A 13,193-nucleotide genomic window follows, 5' to 3' on the forward strand; every position below is an offset into this window, starting at 1 on the left:
CCCCCGCACCACCCCCGAGTCGCTCACCCCACCCAGCAGCCGGATGTGCGAGCGGGGGCACATCCGGCTGCTGGGTGGGGTGAGCGACTCGGGGGTGGTGCGGGGGATCGGTGGTCCTGGCGGGGTGGGCGCGGTGGTAGACCTGGGGCATGAGCGAGGACGTGGGCGCTGAGGGTGGTGTCGAGGGCGGTGCCGAGAGCGGTGCTGCCGGCGTGACGGTGGCTGAGCTGCAGAAACGGCTGGCGGATTTTGCCGCGGCGCGGGACTGGGGGCAGTACCACACGCCGAAGAACCTGGCGGCGGCGCTGAGCGTCGAGGCGGGCGAGCTGGTGGAGATCTTCCAGTGGCTGACGCCGGAGGAGTCGGCGCGGATCATGGCGGAGCCGGAGTCGGCGCACCGGGTGACGGACGAGGTCGCGGATGTGCTGGCGTATCTGCTGCAGTTCTGCACGGTGCTGGGGGTCGATCCGCTGGCGGCGCTGGCGGCGAAGATCGAGCGGAATGAGCGGCGGTTTCCGGTGCCGGGCGACGCCGGGGAGTGACGCGGTTGTGCACAACCGGGGAGTTGTGCACAGGTAGCCCGGACTCGTTTTCCTTTCCGGCCGGTTGGGGTCACGCTGAGTAGCGATTGATCAGAGAACCGGAGGGAGACCGGTGGGAGGGGGACGGGCGATGGACGCGATGCGGCTCATCCAGGCGGGCCACCACGCCTTGGCGAGGGCGGGCGGCGTGGCAGAGGTCCTCGCGGAGGCGCGGCAGGCGCAGGCGCTCGCGGCCGCCGTCGGCGCCCATCTCGCGGCGTGCGGCCCGGAGCCGCCGCAGGTGGACGAGGCCGAGGTGATACGGGCCGGCCAGCTGACCGCCGTCGCCGACCCGCGGGCCGCGCTGACCGGGCTCGCCGAGCTGCTGGGCGAGGTCGGGATGGCGTTGGTGGGCGTGGCGTGCGGGGATGACGCGGAGCCGCTGTACTGGGAGTGCATGGACGCCATCGAGGCGGCGGGGGAATCCCGTAAGCGGGTGGTGGAGGCGCTGCGGGCGACTGGGGCGGGCGGACACACCTGGGAGACCGGGGAGATAGAGGAGACCGGGGAGATAGAGGAGATCGGGGAGATAGAGGAGATCGGGAATTCCGGGGAGACCGGGGAGGAGGAATGAGCGCGATGAGGCAGCAGACACTGGCCGAGGCGCTGGCAGAGCGCGCGGTGCTGCTGGACGGCGGCCTGTCCAACCAACTGGAGGCGCAGGGCTGCGACCTGTCCGACGAGCTGTGGTCGGCCCGGCTGCTCGCCGACGCCCCCGGCCAGATCGAGGCGGCTCACGCCGCGTATCTGCGAGCGGGCGCCGAGGTGCTGATCACCGCGAGCTATCAGGCGAGTTTCGCCGGCTTCGCCCGCCGGGGCGTGAGCCGGGCCGAGGCCGCGCGGCTGCTGCGCGAGAGCGTCGCGCTGGCGCGGCGGGCGGCGGGCGACCGCGCTTGGGTGGCGGCGTCGGTGGGCCCGTACGGAGCGGTGCTGGCCGACGGCAGCGAATACCGCGGCCGCTACGGCCTGAGCGTCGCCGAGCTGACCGCCTTCCACCGCCCCCGGGTGGCGGCGCTGGTGGAGGCGGAGCCCGACGTACTGGCGCTGGAGACGGTCCCGGACGCGACGGAGGCGGAGGCGCTGCTGCGCGCGGTGGAGGGCACGGACCTGCCGGTCTGGCTGTCGTACACCGTGGCGGGCGGCCGCACCCGTGCCGGGCAGGACTTGGCGGACGCGTTCGCGGTGGCCGCCGGACATCCGCAGGTGATAGCCGCCGGGGTCAACTGCTGCGCCCCGCAGGACGTGCAGGCGGCGGTGGAGGTGGCGCACGCGGTCACGGGCCTGCCCGCGGTGGCGTATCCGAACAGCGGCGAGACCTGGGACGCGCCCTCGGCGACATGGCACGGTGGCAGCGCGTACGCCCCGGAGCCGGCGGACGGCTGGCGCAAGGCGGGGGCCCGGCTGATCGGCGGCTGCTGCCGGGTGGGGCCGGAGCAGATAGCCGCGCTGGGGCGGCGGCTGCGGGCCGGAGGTGACTGAACGGGGGCGGTGTTGCCGGACCGGCGGCCTAGGCTGCGCATGCGGCGGCGATGACGCTGCCGAATCCCCAGTGCTGGGAGGGCAGATGCTCGATCACCTTGCGATCCAGGTGGCGGACCCGGAGAAGTCGGCGCAGTTCTACACGACCGCGCTGGCGCCGTTGGGCATCGTCGAGGCGATGCGCTTCGAGCGCGACGGCGGCCTGGTCGTCGGCCTGGCCGGGCCCGACGGCGCGCCGGTCTTCTGGCTGGGCCCACACACCGGAGACCAGCCCACCACCGCGATCACCCGCGAGAACCACATCGCCTTCACCGCCCCGAACCGCGAGGCCGTGGACGCGGTCCACGCGGCCGCCCGCGCCACCGGCACCGCCATCCTGCACGCTCCGCGCGAGTGGCCGGAGTACCACCCGGGCTACTACGGCGTCTATTTCCGCGACCCGGACAGCCACAACATCGAGGCGGTGACGCACGGGACGGCCTAGCTCCGGCGCGGACCGGGAACCGCATTCCCGGGGGCCACGTCGAACCGGCCATGACGGGGAGAACGGCAGCTTGGGGGAGCGGCCGCATCGCGCTGATCGCCATTCTGGCGGGCGCGGTGCTGGCGGCAGGTCTGTGGATCCTGGTGGACCAGCGGTCATCGGCACCACACGGGCCGAGTCGGGTGATCGATATGCCGGTGGTCGGGGCGGAGTTGGTGCACTACGAGCAGAACACCGACCGCGTCCCGAAGCTCAACACCGTGCTGCGATCACCGGCGGACGCCGTCGCGTTCGCAGGCTGGTTCCCGGAGGACGGCGAGGAACTGGCGCGCAAGCTCACCGCCCGCGACTTCGAACGGCACTCACTGGTAGCGCTCGGCTGGAGCAGCGGGTGCACGCAAGGCGAGAGCGCACAACTGACCGTCTCCAGCGGCGTTCCGCCCGACTTCTCCATGCAACTCCTCGACACCTCCACCTCGGACACGTGCTACGCGCCCTGGAACGCGGTGGCCGTATTCTCCGTACCGAAGAGCCGAGTGCCGGAAGACACCCGCCTGATGGGCCAGGCGCCACTGCCACCAGGACCGAGCGAACTGCAGGCATTCCAGCCTCTGACGGGCAAGCACGATCCCAGGGCGGTGGAGGTAAGCCAGCCGGACCAGCTCGAAGACTTCCTCAAAACCCTCCCGGCCCCCACGGCGGCCAAACTCGATGGGGAGCTGGACAGCGACTCGGGCGCAGTCCGCCGCTTCGCCTTCATCAACCGCGGCTGCGGCACCAGCGCAGTGCTCCAGCTCACCGAGGAACGCCTCCGCCCGGTCCCCTCCGCAGAGGTGGGAGGCGCCAACTGCCACCACCCCCGCCCATACGCCGCGATCTTCACCGTCCACGCCGACCGAGTGCCGCCGGAGGCGGTGCTGGACGAGGACGCCTGAGCGATATTTCCGCTCAGCTCGTGACGCATTCGTAATCAATCATGCCTGTCTGGGAAAGTCGGGACCAAAGTCCCGCCCGTCCAGGACATTCGCCTGCATGACGCTCTCTACATTCTGTTTAAGGTCTTGGGGTATCGCACTCAGAGTGCAGGAAATCGCCTGCCAATTGAGGCTCCACGCACCCACTCAACAGCCAGGACGAACGACCCGCTCATGAACACCCCCACTCCTGCCCCCGCCCACCCGCAGCAGCCGAAGACGAAGCGCACGCTCGGCAAGATCGTCACCATCGCCGCCGCTGGCCTCATCGGCATCGGCATCATCTCCGCCATGACCGGCGGCAGCGACACCGCCGACGCCGAGGACAAGCCCTCAGCCACGGGCAGCAAGCACGAGGCCCCGGTCTCCAGCTCCGCCAACAGGGCCAACCCGCCGGAGAAGGACGTCACCGTCGGCCCGTTCGAGGCCACCGACCACGGCTACGGCTTCAAGGAAGGCAAGGCCACGGTCACCATCGTCAACCACTCTGCGAAGAAGTCGGATTACTTCATCACGCTCGAGTTCCTGGACAAGAGCGGCAACCGGATCGCCGAGGACTACGCGTCCACCGAAGCGCTCGCCCCCGGTCAGACGTCGAAGGAAACCGTCGGCGCAGCGGTGGAATCCGAGAAGGTCGACCAGGTCGCCAAGGTGAAGGTCACCGAGGTCGAGCGCTTCTCCTCCGAGTACTGACCTGCACCTCGCAGAGTCGAGCAGGCGCGCGGCCCTTCCGCCGGACGGGGTGGAAGGGCCGCACGTTTGCTGAGAGCCACCACAGGAGCCGGAAGAAGTCCCTACACCTGGAAGACGTTCACCCGCTCCGGGGTGACCCGGACGATCAGCCGGGTCTCCGTCGCCTTTTCGCTCGGCGGGTCCTCGCCCAAATAGCGACCGTGAGGCTCACGCGTGGGTCGAGCTCGATGTTGCGGGTCTTCCTGCGGCCTGCGGTCACGGAGATGAGCAGCGTGTCGCCGTCGCGAAGTTCTTGCCGTCGAGGAGGCCGGCGGTGACGGGGTCGAAGCCATCGAAGAGTGTCATGTCCCGTAGCAACAGCGCACCGATGGAAGACCTTCCAGCGACTGCCCCGGCCGGGCCGTCCGTGACGGTAATTCCATCGCCACGGGTGTGGTCTCGCGGGGATACTCGGCCACATGTTCCTGACGATCTCGACTACCGGCACAGCCGAGCGGCCCGCCACCGACCTGGGGTTTTTGCTGCATAAGCATCCTGAGAAGGTGCAGGCTTTTTCTACCTCTCACGGCGTTGCGCATGTCCTCTATCCCGAGGCGAGTGCGGGGCGGTGTACGGCTGCGCTGTTGCTCGAGGTCGATCCGGTTGCGCTTGTTCGTAAGGGGCGGGGGAAAGGGCGCGGTGGGGCGCCGGACTCCGCGCTGGGGCAGTACGTGAATGATCGGCCGTACGCTGCCTCCTCGCTGCTCGCCGTTGCCCTGGCCGCCGTCTTCCGGACCGCCCTGCGCGGGGTGTGCGATGCGCTGCCCGGACGCGCCGACCAGGCGCTGCCGCTGCGTATTGAGGTGCCCGCGGTGGCTGCTCGCGGTGGGACCGAGCTCGTCAAGCGGCTGTTCGAGCCGTTGGGCTGGACCGTCGCCGCTGAGAGCGTGCCGCTGGACACTCAGTTCCCCGAGTGGGGCGAGTCGCGGTACGTGCGGCTCACGCTCGACGGGGAGCTGCGGCTTGCCGACGCGCTGCGGCATCTGTATGTGCTGCTGCCGGTGCTCGACGGTGCCAAGCACTACTGGGTCGCCCCCGACGAGGTCGACAAGCTGCTGCGGGCCGGCGAGGGCTGGCTGGAGAACCACCCCGAGCAGCAGCTCATCACCGCCCGCTACTTCTCCCGCCGCTGGTCCCTGGCCCGCGAGGCCCGGGAGCGGCTCGAGCTGGCCCGTCTCGCCGAGGCCGATGACGTCGAGCCGGAGGCCATCGACAACGCCGTCGACGAGGAGAGCGACACCGAGGAGAAGCCGGTTCCGCTCGCCGTGCAGCGCCGCGAGGCGATCCTCGGTGCGCTGCGCGACGCCGGTGCGAGCCGCGTGCTCGACCTCGGCTGCGGGCAGGGGCAGCTGGTCGGGGCGCTGCTCAAGGACACCCGGTTCACCGAGATCGTGGGCGTGGACGTGTCCGTACGGGCCCTGACCGTCGCCGCGCGCCGGCTCAAGCTCGACCGGATGGGCGAGCGGCAGGCGGCCCGGGTCCGGCTGCGGCAGGGCGCGCTGACGTACACCGACGCGACCCTCAAGGGCTACGACGCCGCCGTGCTGAGCGAGGTCATCGAGCACCTCGACCTGCGGCGGCTGCCCGCCCTCGAGTACGCCGTCTTCGGTGCCGCCCGTCCCGCCACCGTGGTCGTGACGACGCCGAACGTCGAATACAACGTCCGCTGGGAGACCCTCCCGGCCGGGCACGTACGTCACTCCGACCACCGCTTCGAGTGGAGTCGGGAGGAGTTCCGTACCTGGGCGGAGGCCGTTGCCGCCAGGCATGGCTACGCCGTGACATACGCCCCCGTCGGCGACGACGACCCCGAGGTGGGGCCGCCTACCCAGATGGCAGTTTTCCGCAAGACCGCAAGCGAGAACGCAAGCAACACCCCAAGCAACCCCGCAAAGGAGGCCGCGGCATGACCCCCACCCCCCGCACCCTCGCCGTGCCCGACCTCTCCCTCGTCGTGCTCATCGGGACCACCGGCTCGGGCAAATCCACCTTCGCCCGCCAGCACTTCAAGCCCACCGAGGTCATCTCCTCGGACTTCTGCCGCGGCCTCGTCGCCGACGACGAGAACGACCAGTCCGCGAGCGGCGACGCCTTCGACCTCGTGCACTACATCGCCGGCAAGCGCCTCGCCGCGGGCCGGCTCACGGTCATCGACGCCACCAGCGTCCAGCCGGAGGCCCGCAAGCAGCTCGTCCGTATCGCGCGCGAGCACGACGTGCTGCCCGTCGCCATCGTCCTCGACGTCGAGGAGCGGGTCTGCATCGAGCGCAACGCCGGGCGCCCCGACCGCGCCGGCATGCCCAAGCACGTCATCCCGCGCCAGCGCCGCGAGCTGCGCCGCGGCCTGCGCGGGCTGGAGCGCGAGGGCTTCCGCAAGGTGCACCTCCTCAAGGGCGCCGCGGAGGTCGACGCCGCCGAGGTGGTGCTGGAGAAGCGGTTCAACGACCTCACCCACCTCACCGGACCGTTCGACATCATCGGCGACATCCACGGCTGCGCGAGCGAGCTCAAGAGCCTGCTCACCAAGCTCGGTTACGAGGACGGCGTCCACCCCGCCGGGCGCACGGCCGTCTTCGTCGGCGACCTCGTCGACCGCGGCCCGGACACCCCGGGGGTGCTGCGCCGCGTCATGAGCATGGTCGAGGCGGGCAGCGCGCTGTGCGTGCCGGGCAACCACGAGAACAAGCTGGCCCGTTACCTGAAGGGCCGTAACGTCCAGCACACCCACGGCCTCGCCGAGACCATCGAGCAGCTGGACGCCGAGACCGATGAATTCCGCGCCCGGGTGGGCGAGTTCATCGACGGCCTCGTCAGCCATTACGTGCTCGACGGCGGCCGCCTCGTGGTCTGCCACGCCGGCCTGCCGGCCAAGTACCACGGCCGCCAGTCCGGCCGCGTGCGCAGCCACGCGCTCTACGGCGACACCACCGGCGAGACCGACGAGTACGGCCTCCCGGTGCGCTACCCGTGGGCGGAGGACTACCGCGGCCGCGCCGCCGTCGTCTACGGCCACACCCCGGTCCCGGACGCGACCTGGCTCAACAACACCATCTGCCTCGACACCGGCTGCGTCTTCGGCGGCAAGCTCACCGCCCTGCGCTGGCCGGAGCGCGAGCTGGTCGACGTCGAGGCCGAGCAGGTCTGGTACGAGCCGGTGAAGCCGCTCCGTACCGAGGCGCCCGGCGGGGCGGAAGGCCGTCCGCTCGACCTCGGCGACGTGCAGGGCCGCCGGATCATCCAGACCAACCACCACGGCCGCATCTCCGTCCGCGAGGAGAACGCCGCCGCCGCGCTGGAGGTGATGAGCCGCTTCGCCCTCGACCCGCGACTGCTGCCGTACCTCCCGCCGACGATGGCGCCCACCGCCACGTCGAAGGAGGACGGCTATCTCGAGCACCCGGCGGAGGCCTTCGCCGAGTTCCGGGACGCGGGAGTGCGGCAGGTGATGTGCGAGGAGAAGCACATGGGCTCGCGCGCGGTGGCGCTGGTGTGCCGCGACGAGGCGGCCACGGCGAAGCGCTTCGGCATCACCGGCGTCTCCGGCGCGCTTTACACGCGGACCGGCCGCCCGTTCTTCGACGACGCCGAGAAGACCGAGGCGCTGCTCGACCGGGTGCGGAAAGCCGCCACCGCCGCCGGGCTCTGGGACGAGTACGCCACCGACTGGCTGCTGCTCGACGCCGAGCTGCTGCCCTGGTCGCTGAAGGCGGGCGGGCTGCTGCGCAGCCAGTACGCGGCGGTCGGCGCCGCCGCGGGCGCCGCGCTGCCGACCGCGGTCACGGCGCTGGAGCAGGCGGCCGCGCGTGGCGTCCCAGAAGTGGCGGACCTGCTCGCCCGGCACCGCGAACGGGCCGCCGACGCGGCCGCGTTCACCGACGCGTACCGCCGCTACTGCTGGCCGGTCGACGGCCTGGACGGCGTCCGGCTCGCGCCGTTCCAGCTGCTCGCCACCGAGGGCGCGAGCCACGCCGCGCTGCCGCACGACCAGCAGCTCGCCCTGCTCGACCGGCTGGCCGAGCACGACGGCTCCGGGCTGCTGCGGCGCACCGGCCGGCTCGTCGTCGACACGGAGGACGAGGCGTCGGTCGCCGAGGGCGTCAAGTGGTGGCTCGACCTCACCGCCGACGGCGGCGAGGGCATGGTCGTCAAGCCGCTGCAGGCGCTCGTACGGGACGCGAACAACCGCCTTGTGCAGCCCGGCGTGAAGGTCCGCGGCCGGGAGTACCTGCGGATCATCTACGGTCCCGAGTACACCCGCCCCGACCAGCTGCAGCGGCTGCGGCAGCGCTTCCTCGGGCACAAGCGCTCGCTCGCCTTGCGCGAGCACGCGCTCGGCCTGGAGGCGCTGGACCGGCTGGCGGCGGGCGAGCCGCTGTGGCGGGTGCACGAGGCGGTGTTCGCCGTGCTGGCGCTGGAGTCGGAGCCGGTGGACCCGCGGCTCTAGGCGCTCGGCCGCAGCGGCGCGGGCCCCAGCAGCCAGTTGCCCCGCGCCTCAGGATCGCTGCTGGAGAAGTACTCCACCACGGCCTGGTGGATCTCGTCGTGCTCCAGGACGCCGTTGTGATTGCGGTCCAGGCGCTCGAAGGACAGCCGCAGGTCGGGCGTGGACCGGAGGTGGAAGGCCGCGGCGAGCAGGCCGATGTACTCGTCCTCGGTCACCTCGCCGTCCCCGTCGAGATCGGCGAGGTCGGCGAGGATGCAGGCGAGGGCGTTCACGGCGTGCAGCGCGCGGCGACGGTCGCGCAGCGAGACGATCAGCTGCTCCGTGAACGCCTCCCGGTCCACGGCCGCCCCCGCGCCCAGTCCCGCCGCGCTCCACAGCGCGCTGAAGCGCTGGTGCAGCAGCCGCCCGTCGCGGCTGTCACCGTGCACCCGGAAGCGGTCGGCGGTGCGCTCGGCGGCCGCCTCGAAGTCGTGCCGGGTGAGGCGGCCGTCGCGGTCGCCGTCCAGGCAGTCGAACCAGTGCCCGAGCTTGCGGCGCAGCAGCCGGGAGTCCTGTACGGGCAGGGCGTCCGGGCGGCGCAGCGCGCGCCGCAGGGGGAGTGGCAGCTGCATCGGGCGTGCGGCCTCCTTGTCGGTCTCAGCGGTCTCAGCGGTCTCAGCGTTCGAGGTTCTGCATCTGGTCGACGACATGGGTGAAGGCATCGGGCTGGATGGCCACTTCACCCTTGAACGGGTTTTCCAGGGCCGACACCAGGAATATCGACAGCGCGATGACGAGCGCCCCGACCGACACCACCACCCGCTGCATCCAGTCCCGGCGTACCCCGAAGAAATAGACCATGACGATGGTGACCACGCCGCCGAAGTAGAGCAGAATCCACACCACTCCGGGGACCCGGTATTCCGCGGCGAGCAGCCGCAGCCGGCGGTTGTCGCTCAGCTCCTGGAGGTTGGCCACGGACGCCTCGTAGAGCGGGTCGTCGCGGTCGGCCGGTTTGACATTCATGTACACCGACCAAATGTCGCCGAGTTGGGACTGGGCCCGGGGATCGGGCCCGTGTTCCGCCATGTTCTTCCACTCGGCGTCCACCACCACGTACGCATAGGTGCGGGTGGCCTCCTGCACCTGGCGGCGCTTTTCGACGGGAAATCCGCGGGACAGCCGTTCGATATTGGCGAGGGCATTGGCTTCCTGCGCGACGGTGGTCTGGGTTTCGGCGTAGTGCTCCCATACGACGACCACGGCGAAGGCCACCAGCGTCGCGAACACCGCGCCGATGGAGGCGAATACGGCGCCCTGCGACGGGCTGTTCCGCTCCACCAGCGCGTTCCGCACCAGCCTGCGGGCCAGCGGCACCCCCGAGTTGACCAGCAGCAAGGTGAACGCCACCGTCAGCGCCGCCTCGACCCACAGGCCGATGGTCACCGTCCGTACGACGACCAGACCGACCGCGGCCACCGTGAAGAGCAGCCAGAAAACACCGAGATTGTGATAACGCAACGGCCGCGACCTCCCGTATCCCCCACATCCTCACCATCGCACGGCGGGTGAAAACAGGCCGGCGGGTTTGATCCACCGTTTCGGCGCGCAGTTCTGCAGTGTGCAGCCCTTCGGTCGCCGCGTACTCCTCGCCCTCCTGCTGGTCCTGCTCTCGCCGACGCTGCTGGTCGACTCGGCGCACGGGAAGCGGGATACCAAGCCGCCGATCCGCGTAGGAATTCTGCACTCCTTCACGGGGACCATAGCCATCAGTGAACGCTCCGTGGTGGACGCGGAATTGCTCGCCATCAAGGAAATCAACGAGGCCGGCGGCGTGCTCGGCCGCCGCGTCGAACCGGTGCAGGCCGACGGCCGCTCCGACCCCGCCGTGTTCGCCCGCCGCGCGGACCGGCTGCTCGCCCGCGACCGGGTGCCGGTGATCTTCGGCTGCTGGACCTCGGCCAGCCGCCGCAGCGTGGTCCCGGTCGTCGAGCACCGGGAGGGGCTGCTCTTCTACCCGGTGCAGTACGAGGGCGTCGAGCAGTCCGACAACGTCGTCTACCTCGGCGCCGCGCCCAACCAGCAGATCATCCCGGCGGCCGAGTGGTTCTTCGACAACCGCGGCCCGCGCTTCTTCCTGGTCGGCTCCGACTACGTCTTCCCGCGCGTCGCCAACGCCGTCATCAAGGACGCCCTGGCAGGCCTCGGCGGCAAGGTGGTCGGCGAGGCGTACCGGCGGCTCGGCAGCCAGGACATGGCCGCCGTCGTCCGCCAAATCAAGCGCAGCAAGCCCGACGTCATCCTCAACACCCTCAACGGCGACAGCAACGTTCCGTTCTTCCGCGAGCTGCGCAAGGCCGGCGTCGACCCGAACCGCACCCCCGTCGTCTCCACCTCCATCGCCGAGGACGAGGTCCGCCACCTCGACCCGGGCACCCTCGCCGGCAACTACGCGGTCTGGAACTACTTCCAGAGCGTCGACACCCCCGCCAACCGCCGCTTCGTCGCCGCCTTCAAGCGCGCCTACGGCCGCGACCGGGTGACCGACGACCCGATCGAGGCCGGCTACACCGGCGTGCACCTGTGGGCCCGGGCGGCCGAGGCCGCGGGCACCACGGACCCGGCCGCCGTCCGGGCCGCCGCCCGCGGGCTGCGCTTCGCCGCGCCGGAGGGCCAGGTCTGGCTCGACGAGCGCAACCAGCACCTCTGGAAGCCGGTCCGGATCGGCAAGCTCCGCCGCGACGGCGGTTTCGACGTCGTCTGGGAGAGCGAGGGCGTGGTGCACCCGGTGCCGTATCCGCCGTACCGGACGCCGAGCTCCTGGCGGGCGCTGCTGACCCGGCTGTACGAGGGGTGGGGCGGGCAGTGGGCGGCGCCCTGACCGGACCGCCCGGCCGGCCGGCAGCGTGGGCCTGATCAGCCGGGATTACGGGCGGCGCTCCACTCCTGCCGCATCTGCGCCGCCATCGCCCGCCGCGTCGCGGTGTCGTCCGCCGGGGCGCCGGACTGGGCCCGCGGGCCGTGCAGCTCGTAATGCCGGTCGAGGATGCGCGCGTCCTCCAGCACCATGTCGGCCGCCGCCCGCCGGATGCCGGGCCCGAACCGCGGGTCCCCGGCGGCCAGCGTCGCCGCGCCCAGCAGCATGCCGGCGAAGACCAGGTCCGCGCGCTGGTTGGTGATGCTGTCCCGCTCGTGGAAGTTGACCGGCCTGCCCTCCGCCAGCACATGCGCCGTCACGCCCTGCGGAAGCGTGCAGGAGAGCGTGCCGTCGGCCGGCTGCCGGCGCACGTCCACCGCGAGCTTGCGCAGCGCCGGCAGGTCGAACTCGACGTCCCTGCTGGTGCAACTGGCCAGATAGCAGTCCCGGGCAAGACGCTGATACGAGCCCGTGGACATGCAGCCGCGGCCCGTGGTGCCGAAGATCAGCAGCGGCTCGTGGTCCCAGAGGATCGTGTCGAGGGTGTTGGCGGTGAAGAACCCCTCCTGGTGGGCGGCGATCAGCCGGACCACGTCGATGTCGTACACGGCGACGTTCAGCTGCCGGGCGCGCAGCCGGCGGGCGATCTGGGTGCCGACCTGGCCGTAGCCGATCACCAGCACCGGATGGCCCTCGAGGATCATCGGCGGCAGCATGGACAGCGCCGCCTCCACGACGTTGTCGGCGATCCAGTACGACTCCAGCGTGCCCTTCAGCCGGGACTGGGCGACGGAGAAGAGCGGGACCGGCAGATCGCTGCCGAATCGTTCCAGCTTGTAGATGCCGGACATGGTCTGCTCGACCACCCCGGCCCAATTCGCCAGCTGGTCGCGGTGGTTGTCCAGGAGCGCGGGCAGCACATAGCCGCCGTCGTCGAGCGCGAGCGGGCGCAGCCCGGCCGCCGCGGCGCGGAGCCCGTGCTCCGCGACGGCGGTGGCGGCCCGGTCCACCGGCTCCACCCGGATGCCCTGCGCGAGCAGATGCCCCTCGACGCGGTGCCGCAGCCGGTACGCGTAGTCCTTGCGCAGCACGGTGATCGCGTCCGGGCGGGCCCCGGCCTCGATCAGGCAGTCCACCAGGTGCACCAGGTCGTTGAGGAAGTGGCCGGTGACGATGGGGGCGGTGCCGGCCAGCGGGCGGGTGCCGCGCAGCGGCAGGGTCACCTCGTTCATCAGCGGCAGCTCGTCGCGGATCTGCGCCGACTCGGCGTCGGTGAAGGGCTGCTGGTGCAGCGCGAGCGCGACCCGCTGCAGCATCGGATCGGCCGGTTCGGCGGGCGGGGCCGTCTGCAGGGCCAGCCGGTACGCGTCCGGGGCCCGGCGCTCGGCACGCAGCTCGGCGGTGACCGACAGCAGCGCCGGCAGCCCGCCGGGCAGCCGCAGCCGCAGCCCCTCGGGCGCGGCGGCCGGCGGCTGCGCGAACCCGGCGGCCCGCTCGATCCGGGCGGCGGCGGCCCGGAGCAGCCCGGCGGCATCCTCGGGCGCGCAGCGTACGTCGACATGGGTGCTCAAGGCGCCGTCACCCGGAGCCTCCAGGGACTCGC

At 71.5% G+C, this 13,193-nt stretch carries 12 protein-coding genes; 9 read left to right on the plus strand and 3 right to left on the minus strand.

Annotated elements, in window-relative coordinates:
- Positions 1–218: 218 nt before the first annotated feature.
- The 8 genes from G5C51_RS13700 (at position 219) to G5C51_RS13740 (ending at position 8,694) form a co-directional block, all read left to right on the plus strand.
- The gene (locus G5C51_RS13700) at positions 219–542 is read left to right on the plus strand and encodes a nucleotide pyrophosphohydrolase (RefSeq protein WP_338118128.1); all 324 of its coding nucleotides are present in this window, start codon (positions 219–221) and stop codon (positions 540–542) included.
- Positions 543–672: 130 nt separating this feature from the next.
- Positions 673–1,155: a DUF6099 family protein gene (locus G5C51_RS13705; protein ID WP_240929622.1), complete on the plus strand. Its 483-nt coding sequence runs from the start codon at positions 673–675 to the stop codon at positions 1,153–1,155.
- Between the two features lie 5 nt (positions 1,156–1,160).
- Complete coding sequence (gene mmuM, locus G5C51_RS13710) at positions 1,161–2,060, plus strand: homocysteine S-methyltransferase (RefSeq protein WP_165236918.1); 900 nt, start codon at positions 1,161–1,163, stop codon at positions 2,058–2,060.
- An 85-nt stretch (positions 2,061–2,145) separates the two neighbouring features.
- Positions 2,146–2,544: a VOC family protein gene (locus G5C51_RS13715; protein ID WP_165236920.1), complete on the plus strand. Its 399-nt coding sequence runs from the start codon at positions 2,146–2,148 to the stop codon at positions 2,542–2,544.
- A 50-nt stretch (positions 2,545–2,594) separates the two neighbouring features.
- The gene (locus tag G5C51_RS13720; protein ID WP_165236922.1) at positions 2,595–3,479 is read left to right on the plus strand and encodes a hypothetical protein; all 885 of its coding nucleotides are present in this window, start codon (positions 2,595–2,597) and stop codon (positions 3,477–3,479) included.
- A gap of 213 nt (positions 3,480–3,692) precedes the next feature.
- Positions 3,693–4,211, plus strand: a complete 519-nt coding sequence (locus tag G5C51_RS13725; protein WP_165236924.1) for an FxLYD domain-containing protein — start codon at positions 3,693–3,695, stop codon at positions 4,209–4,211.
- 458 nt (positions 4,212–4,669) lie between these two features.
- The gene (locus G5C51_RS13735; protein WP_165236928.1) at positions 4,670–6,160 is read left to right on the plus strand and encodes a 3' terminal RNA ribose 2'-O-methyltransferase Hen1; all 1,491 of its coding nucleotides are present in this window, start codon (positions 4,670–4,672) and stop codon (positions 6,158–6,160) included.
- On the plus strand, positions 6,157–8,694 hold the full coding sequence (locus G5C51_RS13740) for a polynucleotide kinase-phosphatase (RefSeq protein ID WP_165236930.1): 2,538 nt from the start codon (positions 6,157–6,159) through the stop codon (positions 8,692–8,694). Before G5C51_RS13735 ends, G5C51_RS13740 begins: the two co-directional genes overlap by 4 nt.
- On the opposite strand, the gene G5C51_RS13745 is transcribed toward G5C51_RS13740, so the two are convergent.
- Positions 8,691–9,305, minus strand: coding sequence for an EF-hand domain-containing protein (locus tag G5C51_RS13745; RefSeq protein ID WP_165236932.1), 615 nt, complete (start codon positions 9,303–9,305; stop codon positions 8,691–8,693). The two genes, G5C51_RS13740 and G5C51_RS13745, sit on opposite strands and share 4 nt — an antisense overlap.
- 43 nt (positions 9,306–9,348) lie before the next feature.
- Positions 9,349–10,194: a bestrophin-like domain gene (locus G5C51_RS13750; protein WP_165236934.1), complete on the minus strand. Its 846-nt coding sequence runs from the start codon at positions 10,192–10,194 to the stop codon at positions 9,349–9,351.
- Between the two features lie 67 nt (positions 10,195–10,261).
- Here G5C51_RS13750 and urtA point away from each other — a divergent pair, with 67 nt between their 5' ends.
- Positions 10,262–11,554, plus strand: a complete 1,293-nt coding sequence (gene urtA, locus G5C51_RS13755) for an urea ABC transporter substrate-binding protein (protein WP_206313802.1) — start codon at positions 10,262–10,264, stop codon at positions 11,552–11,554.
- Between the two features lie 35 nt (positions 11,555–11,589).
- Here urtA and G5C51_RS13760 read toward each other — a convergent pair whose 3' ends face one another.
- The gene (locus G5C51_RS13760; RefSeq protein WP_165236936.1) at positions 11,590–13,161 is read right to left on the minus strand and encodes a Rossmann-fold NAD(P)-binding domain-containing protein; all 1,572 of its coding nucleotides are present in this window, start codon (positions 13,159–13,161) and stop codon (positions 11,590–11,592) included.
- Positions 13,162–13,193: the final 32 nt, after the last annotated feature.

Origin of the sequence: Streptomyces coryli (genome assembly GCF_011044975.1) — a bacterium.
Lineage (GTDB): Bacteria > Actinomycetota > Actinomycetes > Streptomycetales > Streptomycetaceae > Streptomyces > Streptomyces coryli.

Coding starts and splice junctions, on each gene's coding strand:
- G5C51_RS13720 (WP_165236922.1), top strand. CDS start 2,595: ATGACGGGGAGAACGGCAGCTTGGGGGAGCGGCCGCATCGCGCTGATC.
- G5C51_RS13740 (WP_165236930.1), top strand. CDS start 6,157: ATGACCCCCACCCCCCGCACCCTCGCCGTGCCCGACCTCTCCCTCGTC.
- G5C51_RS13715 (WP_165236920.1), top strand. CDS start 2,146: ATGCTCGATCACCTTGCGATCCAGGTGGCGGACCCGGAGAAGTCGGCG.
- G5C51_RS13745 (WP_165236932.1), bottom strand. CDS start 9,305: ATGCAGCTGCCACTCCCCCTGCGGCGCGCGCTGCGCCGCCCGGACGCC.
- G5C51_RS13705 (WP_240929622.1), top strand. CDS start 673: ATGGACGCGATGCGGCTCATCCAGGCGGGCCACCACGCCTTGGCGAGG.
- mmuM (WP_165236918.1), top strand. CDS start 1,161: ATGAGGCAGCAGACACTGGCCGAGGCGCTGGCAGAGCGCGCGGTGCTG.
- G5C51_RS13725 (WP_165236924.1), top strand. CDS start 3,693: ATGAACACCCCCACTCCTGCCCCCGCCCACCCGCAGCAGCCGAAGACG.
- G5C51_RS13735 (WP_165236928.1), top strand. CDS start 4,670: ATGTTCCTGACGATCTCGACTACCGGCACAGCCGAGCGGCCCGCCACC.